This window comes from Paraburkholderia sp. Clong3 (genome assembly GCF_050436485.1).
GTDB classification, from domain to species: Bacteria; Pseudomonadota; Gammaproteobacteria; order Burkholderiales; family Burkholderiaceae; genus Paraburkholderia; species Paraburkholderia tuberum.
The window spans coordinates 1,583,686-1,607,453 of the sequence record NZ_JBNDMH010000003.1 but is presented as its reverse complement, the minus strand read 5'-3'; the positions used below and the strand labels follow the sequence as shown (position 1 = coordinate 1,607,453).

Annotated in this window: 19 protein-coding genes and 3 pseudogenes; 12 read left to right on the top strand and 10 right to left on the bottom strand. The window is 64.7% G+C overall.

Going from position 1 to position 23,768, the window contains the following annotated elements; translation table 11 throughout:
- Positions 1 to 76 precede the first annotated feature (76 nt).
- A complete protein-coding gene (locus OKW30_RS30780; protein ID WP_090806040.1) occupies positions 77 to 931 on the top strand; it encodes a helix-turn-helix domain-containing protein in 855 nt (284 codons plus the stop codon).
- 51 nt (positions 932 to 982) lie between these two features.
- Here the strand turns inward: OKW30_RS30780 and OKW30_RS30775 are convergent, their stop codons facing one another.
- Complete coding sequence (locus OKW30_RS30775; RefSeq protein WP_429348465.1) at positions 983 to 2,830, bottom strand: ATP-binding response regulator; 1,848 nt, start codon at positions 2,828 to 2,830, stop codon at positions 983 to 985.
- Positions 2,800 to 3,369 carry a molybdopterin-dependent oxidoreductase gene (locus tag OKW30_RS30770; RefSeq protein ID WP_184069272.1) on the bottom strand — a complete coding sequence of 190 codons (570 nt, stop codon included), beginning with the start codon at positions 3,367 to 3,369 and terminating at the stop codon, positions 2,800 to 2,802. The genes OKW30_RS30775 and OKW30_RS30770 overlap by 31 nt, the downstream gene beginning before the upstream one ends.
- A 270-nt stretch (positions 3,370 to 3,639) precedes the next feature.
- Between OKW30_RS30770 and OKW30_RS30765 the strand changes: the two genes are divergently transcribed.
- The gene (locus OKW30_RS30765) at positions 3,640 to 4,587 is read left to right on the top strand and encodes a phosphoribosyltransferase (RefSeq protein WP_429348464.1); all 948 of its coding nucleotides are present in this window, start codon (positions 3,640 to 3,642) and stop codon (positions 4,585 to 4,587) included.
- A gap of 40 nt (positions 4,588 to 4,627) precedes the next feature.
- On the opposite strand, the gene OKW30_RS30760 is transcribed toward OKW30_RS30765, so the two are convergent.
- On the bottom strand, positions 4,628 to 6,295 hold the full coding sequence (locus tag OKW30_RS30760) for an ATP-binding domain-containing protein (protein ID WP_429348463.1): 1,668 nt from the start codon (positions 6,293 to 6,295) through the stop codon (positions 4,628 to 4,630).
- Between the two features lie 173 nt (positions 6,296 to 6,468).
- On the opposite strand from OKW30_RS30760, the gene OKW30_RS30755 reads away from it, so the two are divergent.
- A complete protein-coding gene (locus OKW30_RS30755) occupies positions 6,469 to 7,095 on the top strand; it encodes a glutathione S-transferase family protein (protein ID WP_187629783.1) in 627 nt (208 codons plus the stop codon).
- 26 nt (positions 7,096 to 7,121) lie between these two features.
- Here the strand turns inward: OKW30_RS30755 and OKW30_RS30750 are convergent, their stop codons facing one another.
- Positions 7,122 to 7,817 carry a potassium channel family protein gene (locus tag OKW30_RS30750; RefSeq protein WP_429348462.1) on the bottom strand — a complete coding sequence of 232 codons (696 nt, stop codon included), beginning with the start codon at positions 7,815 to 7,817 and terminating at the stop codon, positions 7,122 to 7,124.
- Positions 7,807 to 9,048: a TrkH family potassium uptake protein gene (locus OKW30_RS30745; RefSeq protein ID WP_429348461.1), complete on the bottom strand. Its 1,242-nt coding sequence runs from the start codon at positions 9,046 to 9,048 to the stop codon at positions 7,807 to 7,809. Before OKW30_RS30745 ends, OKW30_RS30750 begins: the two co-directional genes overlap by 11 nt.
- Positions 9,049 to 9,308: 260 nt before the next feature.
- Between OKW30_RS30745 and OKW30_RS30740 the strand changes: the two genes are divergently transcribed.
- Positions 9,309 to 9,908 carry a Fur family transcriptional regulator gene (locus tag OKW30_RS30740; protein ID WP_429348460.1) on the top strand — a complete coding sequence of 200 codons (600 nt, stop codon included), beginning with the start codon at positions 9,309 to 9,311 and terminating at the stop codon, positions 9,906 to 9,908.
- Positions 9,909 to 10,056: 148 nt separating this feature from the next.
- Here OKW30_RS30740 and OKW30_RS30735 read toward each other — a convergent pair whose 3' ends face one another.
- The gene (locus OKW30_RS30735) at positions 10,057 to 10,581 is read right to left on the bottom strand and encodes a response regulator (RefSeq protein ID WP_429349196.1); all 525 of its coding nucleotides are present in this window, start codon (positions 10,579 to 10,581) and stop codon (positions 10,057 to 10,059) included.
- Between the two features lie 516 nt (positions 10,582 to 11,097).
- On the opposite strand from OKW30_RS30735, the pseudogene OKW30_RS30730 reads away from it, so the two are divergent.
- Positions 11,098 to 11,328: pseudogene (locus tag OKW30_RS30730) on the top strand (ribonuclease activity regulator RraA); the annotation flags it as partial.
- A gap of 34 nt (positions 11,329 to 11,362) precedes the next feature.
- Here the strand turns inward: OKW30_RS30730 and OKW30_RS30725 are convergent.
- Complete coding sequence (locus OKW30_RS30725; protein WP_184071579.1) at positions 11,363 to 12,691, bottom strand: IS110 family transposase; 1,329 nt, start codon at positions 12,689 to 12,691, stop codon at positions 11,363 to 11,365.
- Between the two features lie 24 nt (positions 12,692 to 12,715).
- Here OKW30_RS30725 and OKW30_RS30720 point away from each other — a divergent pair, with 24 nt between their 5' ends.
- On the top strand, positions 12,716 to 13,468 hold the full coding sequence (locus tag OKW30_RS30720) for a hypothetical protein (protein WP_429348459.1): 753 nt from the start codon (positions 12,716 to 12,718) through the stop codon (positions 13,466 to 13,468).
- Between the two features lie 48 nt (positions 13,469 to 13,516).
- On the opposite strand, the gene OKW30_RS30715 is transcribed toward OKW30_RS30720, so the two are convergent.
- The gene (locus tag OKW30_RS30715) at positions 13,517 to 14,329 is read right to left on the bottom strand and encodes a TetR/AcrR family transcriptional regulator (protein WP_184034162.1); all 813 of its coding nucleotides are present in this window, start codon (positions 14,327 to 14,329) and stop codon (positions 13,517 to 13,519) included.
- A 75-nt stretch (positions 14,330 to 14,404) separates the two neighbouring features.
- Here OKW30_RS30715 and OKW30_RS30710 point away from each other — a divergent pair, with 75 nt between their 5' ends.
- The 3 genes and pseudogenes from OKW30_RS30710 (at position 14,405) to OKW30_RS30700 (ending at position 18,852) form a co-directional block, all read left to right on the top strand.
- Complete coding sequence (locus OKW30_RS30710) at positions 14,405 to 15,916, top strand: MDR family MFS transporter (protein ID WP_184069253.1); 1,512 nt, start codon at positions 14,405 to 14,407, stop codon at positions 15,914 to 15,916.
- A 432-nt stretch (positions 15,917 to 16,348) separates the two neighbouring features.
- Positions 16,349 to 17,521, top strand: coding sequence for a hypothetical protein (locus OKW30_RS30705; protein WP_429348458.1), 1,173 nt, complete (start codon positions 16,349 to 16,351; stop codon positions 17,519 to 17,521).
- 256 nt (positions 17,522 to 17,777) lie between these two features.
- Positions 17,778 to 18,852: pseudogene (locus tag OKW30_RS30700) on the top strand (TAXI family TRAP transporter solute-binding subunit).
- A gap of 45 nt (positions 18,853 to 18,897) precedes the next feature.
- Here the strand turns inward: OKW30_RS30700 and OKW30_RS30695 are convergent.
- Positions 18,898 to 20,337, bottom strand: coding sequence for a PLP-dependent aminotransferase family protein (locus tag OKW30_RS30695; protein WP_429348457.1), 1,440 nt, complete (start codon positions 20,335 to 20,337; stop codon positions 18,898 to 18,900).
- 111 nt (positions 20,338 to 20,448) lie between these two features.
- Here OKW30_RS30695 and OKW30_RS30690 point away from each other — a divergent pair, with 111 nt between their 5' ends.
- From OKW30_RS30690 to OKW30_RS30680, 3 genes and pseudogenes are all read left to right on the top strand, one after another.
- Positions 20,449 to 21,336, top strand: coding sequence for a DMT family transporter (locus tag OKW30_RS30690; RefSeq protein ID WP_184008450.1), 888 nt, complete (start codon positions 20,449 to 20,451; stop codon positions 21,334 to 21,336).
- 118 nt (positions 21,337 to 21,454) lie between these two features.
- Positions 21,455 to 22,364: pseudogene (gene sapR / locus OKW30_RS30685) on the top strand (sap1 transcriptional regulator SapR).
- Between the two features lie 76 nt (positions 22,365 to 22,440).
- The gene (locus OKW30_RS30680; RefSeq protein ID WP_429348456.1) at positions 22,441 to 23,028 is read left to right on the top strand and encodes an N-acetyltransferase family protein; all 588 of its coding nucleotides are present in this window, start codon (positions 22,441 to 22,443) and stop codon (positions 23,026 to 23,028) included.
- Here the strand turns inward: OKW30_RS30680 and OKW30_RS30675 are convergent.
- Positions 23,025 to 23,579: a putative glycolipid-binding domain-containing protein gene (locus tag OKW30_RS30675; protein WP_026225863.1), complete on the bottom strand. Its 555-nt coding sequence runs from the start codon at positions 23,577 to 23,579 to the stop codon at positions 23,025 to 23,027. The two genes, OKW30_RS30680 and OKW30_RS30675, sit on opposite strands and share 4 nt — an antisense overlap.
- Positions 23,580 to 23,768: the final 189 nt, after the last annotated feature.

The window sequence follows — 23,768 nt, the reverse complement described above, 5'->3', positions numbered from 1 at the left end:
AGCATGCGCAGGGTCGGTTTGCGCCTGCCGACCGCGCTCCAGATGTACCTTTTAACCCGGCGGATTTTCACGCAGCATGGCCAACGAAACACACTCACCCGACTCCATCGCGGTTGCCGAGCGCGTGCGCGAGTTGATGAGCAGGCATGGAATCGGCAAGCGACAGCAAACCACGGAGCTATGCCGCATCCTCGATCTGAGTTTTTCTCAGGGGCACCGCAAACTGCGCGGCAATAGTCCGTGGACGCTGTCGCAGATCAAGAAAGTCGCCGAGGTATTCGACGAACCCGCGGCGCAGCTGTTCGGCGCGCAGTCGCTCGATCCGGGCGTCGTCGGCGCGATCGCCCAGGAGGCGGTGTTCTGCATCGGCGCGACCGAAATCGCCTGCACCGCGTGGGTCGGCGCGGCGCTCGAACCGGGTAGCCGCCCGGAATTCGTCGCCTATTCGCGGCTCGGTCAATGGCGCGTCTCGCGTCATGATGGCGCGCTGTATCAGAGCGCGTACGAAGTCCACAAGATCGAGATCTATCCGCGCCGCGCCGAGACCGACAAGCCGGCCATCGCGGTGGTCGACGACGATCGTGCAAGCGCCGATAACCTGCGCGATTATCTGGAGCGCAGCGGCTTCACGGCGGTCGCGATCTATGGGCTCGCGGCCTTCAGCGAGCAGTTGCAGACGCAGGTGTTCGACGGCGTGATCATCGACTGGCTGTTCGGCTCGCAGACCTCGGCGGCCGCGATTCGCGCGGTGCGCGCGTCGGAGAACCCGGACGCGCCGATCTTCGTGCTCACCGGCGAACTGCTGACCGGCAAGGCCAGCGAATCGGAGATCAGCGAGGTGATCCGCGATTACGACGTCGCGTGCTACGAGAAGCCCGCGCGCATGGCGATCCTCGTGGCCGATCTGTCGAAGCGGCTGAACCGACCCTGAAGCGCGGGCGCCGATGCGCGCCCCGTTCGCGGCAGCGCCGCCTTCACGCGCTCACACCTGATGCCGCGCCGCCAGCGCCCGCTGCAGGGCGTGCTTCAGATCCTCGTAATGGACTGGCTTTAACAGCGCCTCGAACACCGACGGCACACCAGTCGCGCCACTTTCGCCATCCCGCACGACCTCCGGCGCGTACGCGCTGACCACGATCACCGGCACGCCCGCCGACGGTCCGTCGCGCGTCGCGAAGTCTTCGAGAAACGTGTAGCCATCGCGCTCCGGCATGTGCAGATCGAGCAGCACCACTTCGCAGCGGTGGGTGTCGAGCCACGCGAGCGCGTCGTTGGCATTGCCGAGTGCGAGCGAGTCGTAGCCCATGTGCGCGACCATTTCGCAGAGCGACTCGCGGATCAGCCGGTTATCGTCGATGATCAGCACGCACGGCTGCGCGCCGTCCGGCTCGGCTTGCTCCGCGACCTCGGCCGGCTCGACGGTTGCGACCGGCACGACCGGGATCGTCACCGTGAAGCTGGTGCCCTCGCCGACCGTGCTCGCGACATCCACCGTGCCGCCGAACAGCTTCACGAGCCCTTGCACGATCGTGAGCCCCATCCCCGCGCCTTCGAAGCGGCGCGTGCGCGACGCGTCGAGCTGCGTGAACTCCTCGAAGATCAGCGGGATCTGTTCGGACGGCACGCCCGGCCCCGTATCGCTGACGACGAAAACCAGCAGCGCCGGCTCTTGCCGCAGTTCGACGCGCACCGTGCCGGTCTCGGTGTAGCGGATCGCGTTGGTGACGAGGTTGTTGACGATCTGCCGGATGCGGTGCGGGTCCGACTCGACGAGCCCGCTCGCGCCGCTCGCCTCGCTTTCGAGCTCGAGCCCGCGCGTCCTGGCGGAGATCGTGTGTTCATCGACGATCGACGCCAGCAGCTCGCGCGGCTCGAAATGCTGGTGCCGCAGTTCGAGCTTGCCGGCGCCAAGGCGCGCGTAGTCGGTCAGGTCCTTCATCTGCGCCTCGAGATGGCGCGCCGCGGTTTCGAGCCGCTGGATCACCTTGCGGTCGGCCTCCGAGTGATAGTTGAAGCCGAGCAGTTCCACCGACGAGACGATCGCATGCAACGGCGTGCGCAGCTCATGGCCGATCATGCCGAGAAACGCATCCTTCGCGAGGCTCGCCTCGCGCGCCGCGCGGCTCGCCTGATGCTCGGCTTCCAGTGCCGCGCGCTGCTGGCGCATCAGCCGCGTGCGGCGCCGGCCGTTGAGCACGAGCAGCAGCGTCGCCGCCGCCGACAGCAATAGCAGCACCAGACCGCCCGCGAACAGAATGCGGCGCTTGTCGATGAAATCGCGGTTCATCGCCTCGCGGTCGGCCACATCGGCGAAACGGCGCGACAGCGCGAGATCGTTGACCTCGCTCCAGTGCTGGCGCAGCTGCGCGTCGATCCGCGCGGCACGCGCACGGTCGCGCTGCAGTAGCTCGATCTCGGGCTGGATGTCGTCGAGCACAGTCTCGAGCGTCTTGATTTCGTCGAGCTGCCGTTGCAACAGAGCGAGCTGCGCGGAGAGCCGATGCGTCGAGCCGGCCATCACGCGCAGCTTCGATTGCAGCAGTTGGAAGCGCAGCTGCAACTGCTGATAGTCGTCGTCGGCACCGGACTGATACAGCAGCAGCTGGTTCTCGAAGCGCGCGTACGCGATCTGCAGTTGCGCGGCGTCCCAGTAGAAACCGTCGTAGGTACCGGTCAGCTGCTCGGTCGCGCGCGGGTTCAACAGGTTCGCATAGAGCAGATAGCCGATCGCGCCGGCGGGCGCCGCGAGCGCCATCAGCCAGATCAGCACGTTCAACACGCGCCGCCACGGACGGCGCGCTATTTGACGATGAGGGCCTTGATCTGCCATACGAATTTCGAGTCGCCGACCGCGCCAGTCAGTTCATCTGGAAAAGCGTCGCGCGGATAGATCAGAAACAGCGGCCCGAAGTCGCTGAGTTTCAGGCGCTGGCCGTTCATGCTGTACGCGACGATCACGCCGTAGCGTTCGCAGTCCGACACCGGCACGGTGTAGGTGTAGTCGTCGAACGTGTGGAGTTCGATCTGGGTGCCGTGCGCGCCGACGGCCTTCAGGATGTCGGCGAGCCTGGGCCCGGTGAACGTCGAGCGCGGCGTCCAGGTGGTCGAGGTCGTGATCGTATGCACGGGCAGCGCGAGCAGTTGAGCCTCGTTGAAGTGATAGGTGCGATGCGCGGCGTCGTTGGTATTGGCGATCTTGCCCTGCACGTCGAGCGCCAGCGCCGGCGACTGCCGCGCGCCCGGCTGCGCATGCGCGCAACAGACGGAAAGCCCGACGATCAGTCCCGCCAGCCCCGTCAGCCAGCGCATCCGCCAGGGCACACCGGTTCCGCTGGCTGCGTTGCACAGCGTTGCAATCAGATTGGCCATTTGCTTTTTTTATCCGATTTCGTTGATTCGCCGGACCGCGGGCCGCGCCACGGTCAGCCGATCTCATGCCGCGCGAAGTGTTGCGCCGTACCGTGCCGTCAAACGCGTGCCACCCCGACACGCGACCTTTGACCCGCATGCATAATATCGCCAAAATGCGCTGACTCAAAAACGGGGACCCGCGATGTCGCGCCAGTGCGTCAGCGCGCGCCGCGCGCGCATCCCCGCGGACCATTGCCTTCCATCGCGCCACGCGGCGCCTCGATAGTCATGAACAAGCCGGTCCTGCCTCTGACGTACGAACAGCTCGATCACTGGATCGAATCGCTGCAACCCGTGTTGCTCGCCGAGCATTTCTCGATGGCGCTCGGGATTCTGCGCGGCGGCGCGCCGCTCGCGCTGATGGTGTCGCACGCGGTCGGCGCGCCGGTCGGGTTCCTGCGCTACGACCGCCAGACGCGCGCGGTCGCATGGGATTCGACGCTGCCGATCCCGCCCGCCGGATCGAAAGTGCTGTTGTGCGAGGACATCGCGGGACGCGGTTTTACGCTCGTCGATTGCATCGCGTTTCTGCAGGCGCACGGGCTCGAAGTCAAAACCCTGACCGCTGCGGTCGATGATCTGAGCCGCGCACAGCCCGACTACGCGATCGATGCGCGCGGCTACTTCGCCCTCTTTCCATGGGAGCGCCAGGCATACACCGAGCGCTACCGCGACGACTGGGCGCGCGTCGAAGCCGGCGCCGCGCCCGCGATGGCCAACGACCACGAGTACGCGGCCTACGCGATCGACCTCGACGGCATCCTGCTGCCCGACGTACCGCTCGCGCGCTACGACGAGGACCTCGCCGCCGCGCTCGCCGAGCGCGACGCGCTGCTGCCGTTCGAGGTGCTGCCCGGCATCGACCTGCAGCAGGTGCGCACGATCATCACGGGCCGCCCGGAGATGGATCGCGCGCGCACCGAAGCGTGGCTCGCGCGACACGGCTTCGCTCACATGCAGTTGGCGATGCGCACGCCCGGCCTGCACGACGACAGCCCCGCCGGCGCGGCCGCGCACAAGGCGAGCGCGGCGCTGCGCGCGGGTGTCACGCACTTCGTCGAAAGCGATCCGGTGCAGGCGCTGCTGATCGCGCAGCAAGCGCCACTGCTGCGCGTGATCTGGTGGGATGCGCTGACGCGCACGGGGATGCTGGTGAGCGCAAGGGCGTGGAGTTGAACGCAACGTTCCGAGTGGGCGCAGCGCCCGAACGCCGCCGCTACCTGTCCTTCGCCTCGCGCAACTGCAAATGCCGCGCGGCCCGCTGCGACGCGACGACGATCAGCTTCATCGTCGCGCGCGTCGCGCCGACGAACAGCTTGCGCGCGCTGCGTTCGTCGAACGCGTCGAAGTCGATCTCGGTGAAGATCACGCACGGCGCCGCCTGCCCCTTGAAGCGGTAGATCGACTCGAACAGCACGTCGCCTTCACGATACTCCGGGTTGCCGAACAGATCGTATTTGCCGGTGAAACTGCGCAGCCGATGCGGTCCGAGATGATCGAGCGCGCTCATCGCCGAGCCCTCGCGGCCGCGGAACGACAGCACCGCGATGTCCTGCTTGCGAAAACCGAGCGATAGCGCCTGCGTGATGGCGCGCTTGGTTGCGTCGATACTGCTTTCGGTGCCCTGCGCTTCGTCGTAGACCGACACCGAAACCTCGGAGCCGTCGAACGGACTGCCCGACGTAAGTGCCGCGGCCAGCGGCACCGACGCGCCCAGCACGTCGCGCAGATAATCGAGGATGTCGCGAGGACTGCGGTAATTGTTGGTTTCTCTCAGCGTGGTCCAGCCGGGCAACGAGACCGGCTCACGCATGTACAGATTCTGCAGTGGGTCTTCGAGCCACCACCACGCGGCGCCCGGCCGCAGCAGCCGCTCGAGCGCGGCAACCCATGACTGCTGGAAATCCTGCCCTTCGTCGACGATCAGTACGTCGAATTGCCAGCGCGGTTCGATCGGCGTGTCGGCGAATACGGCCTCCAGTTGATCGAACACCTGCGCCGACCGGAAATCGGGCGCGCGGCCCGCGTCGCGCGCGATCCAGTCGCAAAGCTGGTGATAGTTCGCGACTTTCGCCTCCGGCGGCGCGACCCGCGCGATGTGATCGGCGAGCGGTCGGTTGAAGCACACGTACAACGGCCGCTCGCCGCGCGCGACCGCGTCCTTCATCACCTGGACCGCGAGTTGCGTCTTGCCGGAGCCCGCCGTGCCAATCACGCGCAAACGGAACGGCGCGAATTCGAGCCGCCGGGCCCATGTCGCAAGTCCGCCCGAAAGGCGCGTGACGAGCATGCCCGCCTGCCCGACGAGCGCGCTCGTGTCGGGCGTCAACGCGAGTTCGTCGGCGAGAAAGTGGTGGATTTTCGCCGCGCAGGGAAGCCGCCGTTCATCGGCCGGCAGCGCTTCGCGGACGATCGCCGCGAGACGCTCGCGCCGCGTAGCGTCGACGATGCGCGCGGGATTCACGCCGGCGATCGCCGCATCCTTGACGATGTGATCGGGACAGTACAGCAGTTCCTCGATGAAATAGGCGCCCGCGCCGAACGCCGCGGTAAAACGCCGGTGCAGACTCTCGATCGTATGCGCGAGCGCGATCGCGACGTTTCGCTCGGTTTGCAGATACACCTTGACGAGCCCCTTCGGCGTTTCGCGCAGAAAGCCGGTCTTCTGCTCGATGATCAGCAGGCGCCCGGCGGGACTCACGATCACGAAATCGGCCTCGCCGAACACGGAGAAGTTCTGGTTCAGGCGCGTCCAATGCACGCCGTGGTAGACGGTATAGTCGGCGGGCAGTGCCTTTTCGAGCAGCGCGAGCGTTTCACGTTCGCGCGCCGCCGCGCCGGTCGCTTCGAGGCTCTTCCAGTCGTCGGGAACAATGCGGGCCATGCGATGCCTCAATGAGTTGGGATGCGTGTTTTCAGCGGGCAATCCGGAGTGCGGTCATTGTACGCAACGCAATGTCGGCCGGGCGGCCCGTCGCGCAAAGGCGCGCGCATCGTGTATCGTTAGTGGCTGAACGCCGCGCGGCTTGCCAACCGTAAAAGAAAAGGATTTACCGGATGATTACGATCTGGGGACGCGCCAATTCGGTCAACGTCCAGAAGGTCTTGTGGTGCTGCGACGAACTCGTTCTGCCGTTCGACCGCATCGACGCGGGCCTGCAATTCGGCCGCAACAACGAACCCGACTATCTCGCGATGAACCCGACCGGCAAGATTCCGACGCTGGTCGACGACGACTTCGTGCTGTGGGAATCCAACTCGATCCTGCGCTATCTGGCGATGCAATACGGCGAATCGAGCCTGCTGTATCCGGGCGAGCCGAAACTGCGCGCGAGCATCGACCGCTGGCTGGACTGGTCGCTGTCGACGCTGCAGCCAGTGGAACGTCCCGTGTTCTGGACCCTCGTGCGCACGCCCGAGGCCGAGCGCGACGCCGCCAAACTCGCCGCCGACGCGAAGGCGGTCACCGTCCTGTGGCGCCTGCTCGACACGCATCTGCAGGGCCGCTTCTTTCTCGAAGGCGACAAGTTCACGCTCGCCGATATCGTGATCGGCGCGTACGCGAAGCGCTGGTTCGGCCTCGACGGTTTGCAGCGGCCGTCGCTGCCGAGTCTGGAGCGCTGGTATTCGCGTCTCACGACGCGTTCCGGGTTCAAGAAGTATGTGGATTTCCCGTTGACCTGAGCATGGCGCGGGTCGGCGGAAACGGTTCAGGTATTCGCGCGACCCGCAAACTCTTCAACCCTGCTCGCGGGGCCCGACACGATCAGCAAATCCCCCGGCACAACAACCGTGTCAGGCCCCGCGTGCTGGAACTCTTCGCCAGCGCGCCTGACGGCCATGACCATGACACCGAACGCCTCCAGAACGCCGCAATCTGCGAGCGGACGGTTGTGTGTCGGCGCCGGGGCCTGAATCGTGGCGACGGCAAATCCTTCGCCGAATTCAACGTAGTCCACGATTCGGCCTGTGATCAGGTGAGCGATCCGTTCACCCATTTCCGCTTCCGGATAAACCACGTGATGCGCGCCGATGCGCTGGGCAATCTGGCCGTGTTCCGTGGTCACCGCCTTCAGCCAGATGTCCTTGATCTGAAGTTCCGTTAGGGCCATCAGGGTCATCAGGCTCGCCGACAGGTCGCTTCCAATGCCCACGATCGCATGAGGGAAGTCGGCAACGCCCAATTGGCGCAGGGTATTCACGTTGGTCGAATCGGCCTGGACGGCATGCGTCAACCGGTCCGCCCATAACTGCACCTGCTGCTCGTCCCGGTCGATTCCCATCACGTCATGGCCAAGCCGAAGCAGCGACTGGGCCACGGCACAGCCGAACCGCCCCAAACCGATGACGACCACACTGTCGCCTTTCGAAAAAGAGAGCGAAATCTTGAACAGGTCAGCCAACAATTGGATGCTCCTCGGGGTAGCTATATTGCGCACGCCGCTCAACCAGTATTAACGACGTTGCAAAGGTAATGGTTCCAACCCGGCCGACATACATCAGCGCGATGATCACGAACTGTGCCGGCGCAGGCAGATCACCCGTGATACCCGTGGACAGACCGACCGTACTGAACGCCGAAACAACTTCGAAGATGACCTGATCGGTAGGAAAATCGGTGATGTGCAAAATGATCAGTGTGCCGACCGTGATCATCACGGCACCCAGCGCCACCACGGTAATCGCTTGCCGCTGCGCCGACACGCTGACACGGCGCCCAAACGCTTCGATATCGCCACGCCCGCGGATCTCTGCGATCACCAGCAAGGCCAGAATGGCGATGGTGCCGATCTTGACACCCCCTGCCGTCCCCGCGCTGCCCCCGCCAACGAACATCAGGAAGAAATGCAGGGCCCAGCTTTCATGACGCATTGCGCCGACGTCGAGCGAGTTGAAACCCGCCGTGCGCGCGGATACCGAGGCGAAAGCTGCCGAAAGGAGCTTCTCACCGAACGGCATCGGACCCAGGGTTTTTGGATTGGTCCATTCGAACAGCAGCAACGCAAGAAATCCGCCGAGCAGCAGCACCCCCGTGACCACTAAAGTGAGCCTGGTGTGCAATGAAAGCCGACGGGCACCCCGAAGTTTCTCCCGCAGATCGTACAGAACCGGAAACCCGATTCCGCCGACGACAATCGCGACCATCACCGGTACCAGCATCGACGCGTCGGCGGCATAGCGCATCAGACTGTCCGGGTGAATTGAAAAGCCCGCGTTGTTGAACGCGGAGACCGCATGGAACCATCCACTCCATGCGGCCTCGCCCCATTGGAAGTGGTACCCGAGATGAAGCCTGACCGTCAGCCAGAGTGCCGTGGTCAGTTCAGTGACGAGCGTCACGACGAGCACCAGGCGCGCCACGCTGCCGATGTCCCCGAGACGGAGCGTGTGCGTCTCGACCTGGGTGATCAGCTTCGCTCGCAGCGGCAAGGACCGGTTGACCATGAGTCCCAGCATGGTGGCTGCGGTCATCATGCCGAAACCGCCAATCTGAAACAGGCCGAGGATGACCCACTGTCCAAAGCTTGACCAGTAGGTGCCCGTATCGACAACGACGAGTCCAGTCACGCAGACCGCGGAGGTAGCGGTAAAAAAAGCGCTCAGCCACGGCGCTGCCTCACCTTTGGCCTGCGACAAGGGCAACCTCAAAAGGAGCGTCCCTGCGGCAATCGCAAAGAGAAAGGCTAAGGCTACTGCCCGCGATGGGTGAAGCAGTTGTCTCATCGAGATCCCATCAAACACATTCAGAGACTGACTGACAAAGAATAGGCATTTTTTGCCAGTAAAGACCCTATTTTTCGTTTGTTGTCAGTTGTAAGCCAAATCTGGGCAATGCCGATTCTCTCGACACTTCGACCGGCGCGGCACTTGCATCCCCCTGCCTCTATAATCGACGCATGAAAACCGCCAAGCCCGCCGCGACCGGCCGTCCGGTCGCTCCCACACCTGCCGCCCCCGCCGCCGATGCACACGATCATCGAGCGCATCACGACGTGCACGAGCCGTGGCACGCACATGGCCCGTCGCAGGAAGCGGCTCTCGCACTCGCCGAGGAATATTGCCGAGAACGCGGCGAAAAACTCACGCCGATCCGGCGCAAGGTGCTCGAACTGCTGCTGAACTCGGGACGCGCGACCAAGGCCTATTCGCTGCTCGACGAAATGCGCCAGATCCACGCCGGCTCGGCGCCGCCGACCGTCTATCGCGCGTTGGATTTTTTACTGTCGGTGGGGCTCGTGCATCGGATCGAATCGATCAATGCGTTCACTGTCTGCCATGATCTGACGCAATGCCAGCACGGCATTCTCGTCGTATGCCAGCAATGTGGCAGCGTCACCGAATTGGATCAACCGAAGCTGCGTCAGGCCCTCGTCGCGCAGATCGAGGACGCGGGCTATCGGCTCGCGAGCGACGAAATCGAATTGAAGGGATTGTGTGCGGCCTGTCAGGCGGCCAAAGCGGCCAGCGCGGCCGCGCCGGTGGCCGCGGCGAAATAGCGGCGCGCCACATTGGGTGCGCAACGCTGTGTGACGCGCTGCAAAGCGTCGATGGCCGTGCTCTGCTTCGAGAAACGACATCTCCCCGCCGCGCGCCGGCCTGCTCTGTCTAAAACCCGCTCCCACGAGAGCCGCTGCGAAGCGTCGATCAACCCGCCGCGCGGGCGTCGATCGCGTCGTGCAGCAGCGTCACGAGCGCTTCGGGTAACGCGGGCTTGGTCATGAAATGCTGGAAGCCTTCGCCGATGCTGCGCAGGCGGTATGCGTCGTCGGTATGGCCGGTGAGCGCCACTGCCACCGAGGGTGAATGACCGCCGCAAATCTCGTGGTCGCGCAGCCGCTGGATCAGATAGAAGCCATCCATGGCCGGCAAGTCGAGGTCGCAGACGACCGCGTCGGGCAGCAACCGCATCGCCGCCACGACGCCCTCTTCCGCATCGGCGACCGCGCAAACCTTCGCGCCTTCCGCCTCGAGTAACAAGGTCAACGATTCCCGGCTGTCCGGGTCGTCCTCCACCAGCACGATCGTGGCCTGATCGAGCCTCATTGCTGCGTTCATCGTATGTTGTTGCTCTGAAAAACCGGTTAGGCCGTCCGAGGGGGCGGGGGTTTCACCTTGTATTTCACTTTGCTGATTGCCGTTGATTCGCGCGGCCAAGGTGTTGCTGTCCATGATTCCGACTCGATTTCGCACGCCGAGTTGCAGACAGGTCCGCGCTTGTAAAACATTGCGCAACATCTTCCCGAGTACAACGCATACGCACGGTAACGCGCCCAAATTGCACGTCGATGAAAAAACGGCGCTCGACGCACACCGCGATTTAGCCGCTCAGTGTCCGCAGTTTTTCCGCGGCTCGCCGATCGCCGGCACCCGATGTTCCGGCGCAGTTCGTACGAACCCCGTTCGTACGGCCTTCCCCGCCCGGTATCGATTCTGTCGTTCGTATTGTTTGCACAACGCGGCGCTGCCGGTCGTTTTGCGCCGCTCGCATCCGACGACACTGCAAGCACGTCGCGTGCCTCGTTGCAGCGGTTCGCGTCTCGTAAAGAAGGGCTCGGTCGCGGTTGCCGATATCGCGGCGATGAACGGCGCTGGTCTGCTAACCGGTGGTGTCGCGGCGCTATCATCGTGGGCGCGCACGCGCGCCTACCGATGCCCGCTCATCTCAACCCGAGGTCAACCGACACCATGTCCGCCACATCGCCCGCGCTTTCCGCCGCGACGCTCGACATCCTTCGTCATGTCAGCACCGCCACGCTGACCACGCAGCTATTCAAGCGCGGTCTGCGCAACACCTTCATGCAGGGCGTCGCGCCGCTCGGTTCGCGGCGCGGCGCGAATCTGGTCGGGCCGGCGTTCACGCTGCGCAACATCCCATCGCGCGAAGACATCGACGTACTGGAGCTATTCGCGGACCCTCTCTCAAGAAACAAAAGCTATTCGGCGGTAGCTTTTACGTTGTCACCGGAACTGATTCAAGGCGGAACCCAAGCTTGGCGGCGCGACGTTTGAGGGCAGCGATACTTCGTTGGTGTTGCTGCTCTTCGTAGCGCTGCTGCCCTTGATCGACGAAGGCCTCGCCGCGAGTAAGCATGAAGTACACCATGCGCGCGAGCTTGTGTGCGACTGCGGTGTTGGCGCGCGGCTTGTCCATGCGGGCGCACAGGCGGCGGTAAAACGCGCCCAGCGCCGAGTCGCTATGGGAAAGGGTCATGGCCGCCATCTTGAGCGCCTGCCGCGCCCGGTTGGCCGAGCGCTTCGTGGCCGAGGACAATACCTTGCCGCCGCTGATCTTTGTGCCGGGTGTCAGCCCCAGCCACGAACAGAATTGCTTGACGCTGGCAAAGCGGCTCAGGTCCGGGCCGATCTCGGACAGCAGTGTCAGGACGGTGGACACACCCAAGCCGTTGATGCGTGTGAGATCGACGCCCGCCCAGTTGGCGAGTCTCTGCCGCTCGTTAAAGTTGATTCGCAGCCTGGTGCCGGCCTTCGGCGCCTTGCCCAGGTCGACGTGGTGCCCGCCACGCTCGTCCACCAGCGTCTGCAGGCGGGTATCGCATTCGCCAAGATGACGGGCAAGGTCGTCGTACATCGCCAGCGCCTGCTTGAGCACAAACAGGTGCTCCTCGCGCCAGTTGCCTGTTAATGCACGCGCGATATCGTCGGCGCTGCGCCTGATCCGGCCGTGACGAAAGCGGGCCAGCACCTTCGGATCGCGTTCGCCCGCGACGATGGCGCGGATGATCGCCTGTCCCGTCGTCCCCATGATGTCGCTCAGCACCTCGGTAAGCTGGATATTCATCTGCACCAGCGCTTTCTGCATGCGCTGCACCCAGCTGCCCTGTTCAGTGAGCAGCACCTCGCGCTGGCGTGCCACCGCGCGCACCACGCAGACCTCGTCGCCGGGGCGCCAGGCCGCCCGCAGCAGCCCCAGGCTCATCAGCTTCTGCAGCCACTGGCAGTCCTGCACGTCGCTCTTGCGGCCCGGTACGTACTTCATCTGCCGCGCGTCAACCAGCCACACCGCCAGCCCGCGCCGCTCCAGCACCTCGTACACCGGTATCCAGTAGGTTCCGGTCGATTCGAGTGCCACCGTATCGACACCGCACGCCAGCAACCAGTCGGCCATCGCGTTCAGATCGTCGGTCATCGTGCCGAATTCTCGCACCGGCCCATCGTCCGCGGTCCTGGGTACCGCTACCCAGTGGCTCGAACTACCTATATCGATTCCCGCTGCGTTCGGAAACACTTCGGGACCGTCTTCCCGCTTGCGCATTGCCATCGTTTGTCTCGCGATCGTTGATGAATGGCAGCGCCATGGGAAGCGTCGTATAGGACTCGATCTCTCAAACGGGATGCGGCTCGCGCCGCTCGCCACTGTCACCGACGATTCCCGGACCATGCTGAGTGCCGGGCTCGCTTCACGACGCTTGCCAACGTCGTAAGCTCGCACCAATGGGTTTTCGGTCATCGCGGCGCTGCTGACCACGTTATAGCCCATCGCCATCGCAACATCGTTTCTTCAGGAACACCGTACCCGGCACGGGTTTGGGACGCTGAGTACGCGCAACGCAAATGCGTCGAGACCATTGCGCCGGGCCACGTGCTCGTGCAGGATTGCCGCGGCGAGCGCGGCAGCGCGTCGTTCGGTTCGATTCTGTCGCTTCGTTTGCAGGTGCGCGGTGTTGCCGGCATGGTGTCAGACGGCCCGGTGCGCGACAGCGCGACGATCGCCGCGCTCGACATGCCGGTGTTTTGCGCCGGCGCGAGCGCGCCGCCCAATCTGATCCGCCATCACGCGGTCGATATCAACGTGCCGATCGGCTGTGGTGGAGTCGCGGTGTTTCCGGATGACGTGATCGTCGGCGATGTGGATGGAGTCGTGGTAATTCCGCTGAAGATGGCCGACGCCGTCGCGCAAGCCGCCGCCGGACAGGAACAGCTCGAGGCGTTTCTCACCGAAAGGATTCGTGCCGGCGCCGCGCTGCCCGGCACCTATCCGCCGAACGACGAGACGAAGGCGGCGTTCGACGAATGGAAGAAAAATCGCAAAATCTAGGGCCCTTTCAAACGACGCGGCGACCGGTGCGCCACACCGGGCGCCAGTTCAATCGCCCTTGCCGGGCCCAATGCCCTGCAACAGCAACGCCACCGCGTGCCGCGCAATCTCCGCGCCGCCGATACTGCGGCGCAACGGATCGTTGCGCCACAGCTTCGAGGTGGCAAGCGGCAGAATCGTCATGCCGAGCAGCGTGACGAACACGAGCGCGGGTTCGAGCGATGCATTCAGGCGCCCCTCCTTCTGCCAGCGCGCGATCGCCAGCAGCGACGCCTTCTGATGCGCGAAACCAAAGCGCTCATGCATGCGCTGGCGCAGCAGCCCGCCGTCGCTGATCACTTCGCGCACCCACAGCGACGCGAACCACGGGTTGTCGCTCGCGATCTGCACGAGCCGCTCCGTGAGTTGCGTGATTGCCGCGACCGGATCGTCGGGATTCTCCTGAAATGGCAGTCCGAGGCTCGCGCGCAACGGTGCGAAACACTCGTCAATCAGCACGTCGAGCAGTTGATCGCGCGTCTTGAAGTAGTAGTGCACCATCGCGGGCGTGAAGCCGGCCTCGCGGGCGATCTCACCCAGCGATGTCTCGACGATGCCCTGCCTCGCGAACAGCGTCAGCGCGGCGTCGAGCAAGCGCGCACGCTGCGCGGGACCGCGCGCGGCGCCCGACGGCCGGCCGGGGCGGCGCGCGGCCGATCCAGCCGGTGCGCTGCTTCCGATATTCGCAGCATGAATATCCGTTGGCGCTGCCGTGAGTTTGGGCTTCGACGCGTCGCGCTCTTTCGCGGCAATTCGCGCGGGCGGCCCCGTATCGGCCACGGCATTGTGCGCCGCGGCGTCGTCAGGCGAGATCCTTGTCATTGCATTGAATTTGACGTGAGAGGCGATGTCACATATATTAATCTCTCAGTTAATTAATTTCAACGCATTGCCGCCATGGAACAACCCGCTACGACCCTGTCAGTCAACCCCGCGCCCGCGGCCGACCATCCGCCGATCCGGCTGCTGTTTCCGGCGCTGCTGCTGGTCATGCTGCTCGCTGCCCTGGACCAGACGATCGTCTCGACCGCGCTCCCGACCATCGTCGGCGAACTAGGCGGGCTCAATAACCTGTCGTGGGTCGTGACCGCCTACCTGCTCAGTTCGACCATCGTCGTGCCGTTGTACGGCAAGTTCGGCGACCTGTTCGGCCGCAAGATCGTGTTGCAGACGGCGATCGTCATCTTTCTCGTCGGCTCGGCGCTGTGTGGCATCGCGCAGAACATGAGTCAGCTGATCGTGCTGCGCGCGCTGCAAGGGCTCGGCGGCGGCGGCCTGCTCGTCGTGACGATGGCGGCGATCGCGGACGTGATTCCGCCCGCGGAGCGTGGCCGCTACCAGGGCGTGTTCGGCGGCATCTTCGGTCTTGCCACCGTCATCGGTCCGCTGCTCGGCGGCTTTCTGGTCGAGCATCTGACGTGGCGCTGGATCTTCTACATCAACCTGCCGCTCGGCATCCTGTCGCTCATCGTGATCGGCGCGGTGTTCAAGCCGCACGCGCGCCACGTGAAGCACACGATCGATTACATGGGTGCCGCGTTTCTCGCCGGCGCGCTGACCTGCATCATCCTGTTCACGAGTCAGGGCGGCACGATCCTGCCGTGGTCGTCGCCGCAATTGTGGTTCACGCTCGGCATGGGCCTCGCAGCGATCTGGGGATTCATTCACGAAGAACGCAGCGCGGTCGAACCGATCATGCCGCTCGGACTGTTCAAACAGCGCACGTTTCTGATCAGCAGCCTCGTGAGCTTCATCATCGGCGTATCGCTGTTCGGCTCCGTGACGTTCATTCCGCTCTATCTGCAGGTCGTGAAGGGCTCCACGCCGTCGCACGCCGGCATGCAGATGCTGCCGATGATGGGCGGCCTGTTCATCCTGTCGATGGTGACGGGCCGCGTGATCAGCAAGATCGGCAAGTACCGGCTGTTCCCGATCATGGGCACGTTCCTCGTCTCCGTGGCGATGCTGCTGCTCGCGCGCCTGCAGATCGATACGCCGATTCATGTGATGTATCTGTACATGGGTCTGCTCGGCTGCGGCCTCGGCATGGTGATGCAGGTGCTGGTCCTCGCGGTCCAGAACACCGTAGAGTTCAAGCATATGGGTGTGGCGACGTCGGGCGTCACGCTGTTTCGCTCGATCGGCGGCTCGATCGGCGTGGCCGGTTTCGGCGCGGTGTTCTCGAACGGCCTCGCCGGGCGCCTCGAAAAGCTGATCCCGCCCGACACCGAACTTCCGCAGGCATTGGGTCCCGCAGCGATTCATCAGCTGCCCGAAGCATTGCGCAACGACTATCTGGATGCGTTCGCGGGTGCGTTGCACACCGTGTATCTGTCGGCCGCATGCGTCGTGGTGCTCGCCTTCGTGCTCGCATGGCTGCTGAAGGATCATCCGTTGCGCAAGCACTGAGCGTACTTCGACGCCTGATCGGCAAGCTGATGCAAACGCGTACCGACAAGCGCCGGATAGCAGGTTGATCACGAGGCCGCACGCACGACGCGTCGGCCTCGTTGTTTTTTTGGCGCGCTCGCTTCATGCAGCGCGATGCTTCCGGTTACCTTCCATTTGTCGTGAAACAACAGACACATACACTCGTTTTCGAATGTATGGCCAGGGTTTCTTCATACCTCCCAATGAGCGGTAGCGCACACAATCCAGGGGCCAACCGCGTTGACGTCCCCCGTGAAACGCCACATATTGGAACCCGTGGAAACGCAGCCGCTGCCTCCGTCTCCACGACTTCCGGCGCATGTGGATCGTGATTCCGCGGACAAGGCTCCTGCCTCAACACGATCCGAAGCATGCCTTTACGGCATCGTTTTCCAAAGGTGGGTCCACGGCATGTCCACCCAGACAGCATCCGGCCAAAGTTTCCCCACGCCCTGCAAACGCTGCGGTGGCGCACTGTATCGACAAGTCGACGCCTGCCCCTACTGTGGCGCTGCGCATCCGTTCGACCAGGACGATCCGCACATCCGCACCGGTATTCCAGGCAGCCGTGCGAGCGCCACGCACAAGCCCCTGCCCCGTTTCGACGACGAGCCCGCCATCGCCGCTGCCGCGATGGCGTCCGAACCCCTGTTGCAGACCGAGCCGGTCATGCACACGGCGCTCGTGTCGACCGACACCACTATCCCACCTTACGAAGATCCGATGTATGCGCCGCCCAACACTGCGCAGACGATCTGGCGCGTGCTGTACGTGATCGGCGCGGTTGTCGCAATCGGCCTGGCGTATGTCGCTTACACGCTATTCAGCGACGGCGGCGAATCGGAAGATACAGGCGTGGAGCAGATTACGCCGGATGCCAGAACAACGACCGGCATGATCGCGCCGCTTGTGTCCGCCCCGGTGATTGCTCAACCACAGACCATGCACGCGCCGGCCGCGGCCAAGCCTGCGCCACCGCCCGTGACCGCACTGGCGGCGAAGCCCGCGCCCGTCGCGCCCGCGGCTCCTGTCATTCCAGCGACACCAGCCGCGCCGCCTGCCGCGCCGCCGATGGCCGCGACGCCCATGCGGCCCGCGCCGCAATTCCACGACGCCGGACAAGCATTGCAGGTCGCGAGGACAGCGTTCCGCGCGAACGATCTGTCCGCCGCGCAAGCCGCTCTCGCCGCTGCGCAAACGTTACAACCCGGAAACAGCGACGCGCAGGGTCTGGCCGATCAGATGCGGCCGCTCGTCCAGCGTCGCGATACTGCGCTACAGGCCGCGCAGGCCTGCGTCGCGCAGCAGTCGTGGCCGTGCGCGCGTCAGCACGCGAACGAGGCGCTCGCGATCGACAGCGGCAACGACGCGGCGAAAGTGATCCTCGAGCGCGTCATTCGCGAGACCGGCTGGGCGCCGCTGACTCCGCCGCATGCGGCGACGACGGATGCCGCGCCGGGCGCGCCGCTCGCGCAAGCGCAAGAGCAGGCACCGCTGCCCGTCGGCATGCAAGCGCACGGCGAACTGGTCGTGACTGCAACGAAAGTCGGCGTCGTGAGAACCGCGACGCCGCGGAGCAACTAGCGCTCACGCGCGACGCGACGGTCCGAACCGGGTCCCGGAGACGCAAACTGCTGCGCCGTCGCGCAAAAACATTGCTTCGCATACCAGATCAAATGGCCGCCGTCTGTGCCGATTCGCACATTATCGTGCGTCCTCTGAGCGGAAACAGACGGAGCGACCCTGGCAGCAGTTTGAACATGACAGGGCAACCGGATCACTGGTGCTTCCACGCGCCACGCGTGAAGCGGGATCAACCTGACCGATAGGTAGAAAGATCATGCTGAAGAGACTCCTCGCGGGCTGGCTGGGCCTGGTGGTACTGGTCGTATGTTCGCTGGCCGGCGCGGAACCGGCGCACTACAAGATCGTCACCGGGCCGGAGCGCGGCACATATATCCAGATCGGCAATGACCTGTCGAAATGGGTGGCCCAGCCGGTTGGCATCGACCTCGAAGTGGTGGCGTCGAAAGGCTCGGCCGAAAACGTGCAGCGCATGCGTTTCGAGCCCGGCGTGAAGCTCGCGCTCGTGCAGTCCGACGTGTACCAGGCGTTCATCGACATGGCCAACTCGGGCAACCCCGATGCGGGCACGACGATCCGGCCGCTGCGACTAATCATGCCGCTCTACGACGAGGAAATTAACGTCGTCGTACGGGCGGATTCGCCGCTGAAAACGCTCGCTGACATCAAGGACAAGACCATCAGCGTCGGCCTGCTAGGCAGCGGCACCGCGCAGTCGGCGACGACGCTCTACCGCCTGATGTTCGGCCAGCCGATTCCGGAGCAGAACGTCGTGCATCTGAGCAACGAGGACGCGCTCGCCGCGCTGATCGTGAAGAAGATCGACGTCGCGATCATCGTGGTCGGGCAGCCGGCAAAGCTGTTCAACGACATGAAACCCGACCTGCTGTCACAGTTGCGTCTGTTGCCCGTCGATCCCAACGCGCCGGAGACGAACCCGCGCGAAGCAGACCTACTTTCCGACTACGATCCACCAAAGCAGCTACCCAGGCTGGTTGAAGGAAGACGTGCCGGGTCTGACCGTCAAAGCGTTTCTGGTCACCTACGATTACGGCTTGCGCGACACAGTCAGCAATCTGAATCATTTCGCCGACTCGTTGTGCGCGAACTTCGACAATCTGCAGGAGCATGGCCATCCGAAATGGAAACAGGTGAAGCTCGAATTGCCGACGCTCGTTCGTGGGTGGAAGTACTACGGTCCGGTCGAGAAGCATCTGCGCGCGTGTCTCGCGAACCGCAGCGCGGCGATGAGCGCGGCGGCCGCGCAACCCGCGCCGAAACCGCACACGCCTTGCTCGGAAGAAGAACGGATGCTTCTGCTGTGCAAATAACGCTGTAGCGGGGGGCCGCGAACGCCTGCTTCGCCTGAGTTCGTCTCAGACCCGCTCGCGCCCCGCGCCGGCCGACTCCGTGCACGCTTCCATCGCCCGTTGCAATGCCTCGTACACCTTCGGGCGATTGCATTGCGACACGTTGAAACGCAGAAAGCCCGCCGCCGCTTGCGACGCGCTGAACACGTTGCCCGGCGCGAACACGACGCCCGCCGTCAGCGCATGACGGGCGATGTCGGCGGCATCGAGCGCCCCGGGCAAGCGCGCCCATACGAACAGGCCCGCGCGCGGCCGTGTCCAGATATCGAGGCCCGCATAGCCGAGACGCCTGATGGTCTCTCCCATCGCATCGGCCAGCTTCGCGCGCATCGCCTCCAGATGACGCCGATAGGTACCGTCGACGAGCATCCGATGCACGACGCTCGCCGCGAGCTGACCATTGCCGAACGATGTCGCGAGCTTCAGATCGATCAACGGCTCGACCCATTCGGCGCGTGCCGCAATATAGCCGCAGCGCACCGCCGCCGACAGCGTCTTCGAAAAGCTGCCGATCGACACGACGCGCGCGAGGCCGTCGAATGCGGCAAGGCGCGGCGCGGCTTCGTCTTCGAAGTCCGCGAAGATGTCGTCCTCGACGATCAGCAGATCGTGCTCGCCGGCGAGCTTCAGCAGCCGGTGCGCGACGGCCGGCGCGAGCGTCGCGCCGGTCGGATTGTGGATCGCCGAGTTCGTCACGTAGAGTCGCGGACGCTGCTCGACCAGAACGCGCTCGAACGCCGCGAGATCCGGTCCCTGCGGCGTGTAGGGCACGCTCGCGATCCGCACGCGATGCGCGCGCAACAACGCCTGAAAATTGAAATAGCAAGGATCGTCGATCAGCACCGTGTCGCCGGGTTCGAGCAGGAAGCGGCACACGAGATCGAGCGCATGGGTGCCGCCGTCGGTCAGCAGGATCTGCTCGGGCGGCGCGTCGACCCCGTGCGCGGAAAGCCGCCACGCAAGCTGCTGACGCAGCGCGGGCAAGCCCGCCGGGCTCGCGTAATCCGCGAGCAGCGATTGCGGATCACGGGCAACCGCGCGCAGCGCGCGCCGCACGCCATCTTCCGGCAACCACGAAGCCGGCATCCAGCCGCAGCCGGGCTTCAGCGCTTTCGAGCCGGTCTCCAGCGACTGCCGCGTGAGCCACAGCGGATCGACCTCGCGATCGAGCCGCGGCCCGAGATCGGCGAGCGCGAGCGGCGGCGCATGGCCCGACACGAAGAAGCCCGAGCCGCGCCGCGCGATGATCACCCCTTCCGCAACGAGACGGTCGTAGCCTTCCACCACGGTCGACTTGGACACGCCGAGCGTGTCGGTCATCGCGCGGATCGACGGCACGCGGGCGCCCGGCATCAGCGAGCGGCTCGCGATACGCTCCCGCAGATTGTTCATCACGAGGCCGACACGCGTGCCCGGCGCCGTCTCGTTGTTCTCGCTCTCCGCCATCTGTACTGCTCCCATGTTAGGTACAGTTTGTACGAACTGTACTGATCTGTAGCTTAACGTTGACGGCCGCGGCGCGCATCATGAGACTCTTTCAGCGCAGGGATGTTTGCCATGGACAAAACCACCAACGGCTGGCTCAGCGGTTTCGCGGGCGTGCTGATTTTCAGCGGCTCGCTGCCGGCCACGCGGCTTGCCGTGCAGGGCCTCGATCCGGTGTTTCTGACCGTGGCGCGCGCGACGATCGCGGGCATCCTTGGTCTGCTGCTGTTGCTGGTGTTCCGCGAGACCCGCCCGGAGCGGCGCGATCTGCTGCCGCTCGTCGTGGTCGCGCTCGGCGTCGTGGTCGGCTTTCCTTTGCTGACCGCGCTCGCGCTGCGTCATGTGAGCGCCGCGCATGCGGTCGTGTTCATCGGCCTGCTGCCGCTCGCCACCGCGATCTTCGGCGTGTTGCGCGGCGGCGAGCGGCCGCAGCCGGCGTTCTGGCTGTTCTCGGCGCTCGGCAGCGCGGCGGTGGCCGCGTTCGCGCTGCGTCACGGCATCGACGCCTCGCCGCTCGGCGACGCGCTGATGCTCGCGGCGATCGTCGTGTGCGGGCTGGGCTACGCGGAAGGCGCGCGGTTGTCGCGTCATCTCGGCGGCTGGCAGGTGATTTCGTGGGCGCTCGTGCTGTCGCTGCCGTTGATGCTGCCGCTCGCATGGTGGACGCGGCCCGTGTCGTTCGACGGTGTCGGCGCCGCCGCGCTGTGGGGACTCGCGTACGTGTCGCTGTTCAGCATGCTGATCGGCTTCGTGTTCTGGTATCGCGGGCTCGCGCTCGGCGGCATCGCGGCGGTCGGCCAACTGCAGTTGCTGCAGCCGTTTTTCGGGCTGCTGCTCGCCGGCGTGCTGCTGCACGAGCAGGTACCGCCATCGATGATCATCGTCACCGTGATCGTGGTCGCCTGCGTGGCTGGCGCACGGCATTTTTCGCGCGCCGCGCCGGTGCGGCGGCCGGTCTGACGCGGCTCGACCGTCGCACGGCGAACAGACTTTTTCAGGATCGAATTGCGCGAGCCGTGGATCGATCTGTCATCATTTCGCAGATTGGCACAACCAGCGCCCCGCGCCGCGACTGACGATGACGACCGCTTTTGCCCAAACCGTCGAAGCCCGTTTTGCCGAACTCACGCCGACGTCGAAACGCGTCGCCAGCTACATGCTCGCGAATCTCGACCGGCTCGGCCTCGAGACCGCCGATCAGATCGCGCAGCAAGCCGGCACCAGCGGTATTTCGGTCGGCCGCTTTCTGCGTAGCGTCGGCTATCGCAATCTCGACGATCTGAAACGCGAGCTGCGCGGCACGCAGCAGCGGCCCTGGCTGATCACGGACCGGCTCGACGCGTTCCGCCGTGGCCCGAGCGACTGCGCGCAAACCGGTGAGCTTCATGAACCGAGCGTCGCTGACGGCTCCTCGCCGCGCGACGCCGCGCTCGCCCAATCGCTCGAACTCGAGATCGGCGCGATCCGGCACGTGTATGAACTCGCGCGCTCGCCGGCCTTCGCGCGCGTCGCCGAGCGCATTGCGAACGCCGATGCGGTCTACATCCTCGGCATCCAATCGACGCGCGGCATCAGCAACGCGTTTCTACAGCTATCTCGAATACATCCGCCCGCGCGTGTTCTATTCGGACGGCATGTCGGGTTCCTACGTCGATTCGCTGAACTCGGAATTCAGCACGCCCTATCTGATCGTCACCGACACGCGCGCCTATTCGACGATCGCGCGACGCTATTGCCAGGCGGCCTCGCGCCGCGGCCTGCCGTTCGCGCTCGTCACCGATATCTACTGTCCGTGGGCGCGCGATTTCGACGGCGATCTGCTGCAGGTGACGACCGACGTCGGTCAGTTCTGGGATTCGCTCGCGCCGCTGACATGCCTGTTCAATCTGCTGATCTCGGCGGTCGTCGAACGGCGTGGACCGGCTATCGACGAACGCGTGGCGCGTAATCGCGAGCTGCAGAGCGAGTTCGATCAATTCGATCTTTGACCCGCTTCAAATCCGCCCCGGCGACAGGCATAGTGAAGACTTCCGCCAAACTGCGCCCGCCACGACAGGACCCCGCATGAGTTCACCCCGCCCTCCGCTCGACGCCCCGCTGATCCGCGACGCCAGCGAAGCCGACCTCCCCGCGATCCAGGCGATCTACGCGCATCACGTGCTGACCGGTGTCGCGTCGTTCGAAGAAACCCCGCCGTCTGTCGACGATCTGCGCGCGCGGCTCGCAAGCGTGCGCAGCCGCGGACTGCCATATATGGTCGCGGAGATCGACGGCGACGTGGCCGGCTATTGCTATGCGACGCCGTATCGCCCGCGCGCCGCCTATCGCAACACGATCGAAGACTCGATCTACGTCAACGACGCGTATCGCGGACGCGGCATCGGACGCGTGCTGCTGCAGGCGCTGATCGAACGTTGCGAGACCGGACCGTGGCGTCAGATGATCGCAGTGATCGCCGATGGCGGCAGCGGCGGCTCACTGTCGTTGCACGCGCAACTCGGCTTCGAGCTGACCGGCACGTTGAAGGCTGTCGGCTACAAGCACGGCCGCTGGCTCGACACGACGCTGATGCAACGCCCGCTCGGCCGCGGCGCATCGACTGGGCCCGACGACGACTCAAACGCAGCGGGCGACGCCGAACGCACAACCTAACGCGCGCGCGGCAAACGCGTGAACAAGGTCGGATAGTCGATCACGAGACCATCGCTATCCACGCGCAAATTGGCGGTGAATTCGCGAAAAATGCCTTCGTAGCGGTACTCGCCATTCAACTCGATGCACGTGTAGGCCTGCTCGGCGCGCGTGACCTGCAAGTCCGGCGTCGAGATATACGCGACTTCGATCGGCTGACGTTCGCCTTGCGCGAGTTGCAGCCGACGGATCGGCAGCGTATTGGTGTACGGCGTCGCCGCGATATCGATGTCGATACAGCCTTCGATCGCGCTGAGCGCGAGGCCGTGCCCGTCGTGCCAGTGGCCGTCGCCATCGCCATGCAGCTCCAGCTCGCCGCCGCCGACGATCTTCAGCCGCGCGTAGCGCGTGCGCCAGCGCGCGTCGCAGCGCACCGCGTAATGCAGCCCATACGCCTTGCCATAGCGCTGCCCGACCACGACGCTTTCAACGGCGAAGCCATCGTCGCGCGCATCGAATACCAGATGTTCGATGCCATCGCCCTCTTCCGAAGCCCATCGTAATTCACGCATCGGCGTCTCCTCGCGAAACGGCGCAGGGAAGCGCGCCGGGCTCTCATCGTAACGCGAAAGCCCGCGCGCGAGGCAATCCCAACCCAGATCTGGCACAGCTGGGGAGACCCGCGCCTGCGATGCATCAAAACGAAGCATTCGAAAAAAAAGCTGCGCACGTAATGTGCGCAGCTTTGCGAGACTGACGAC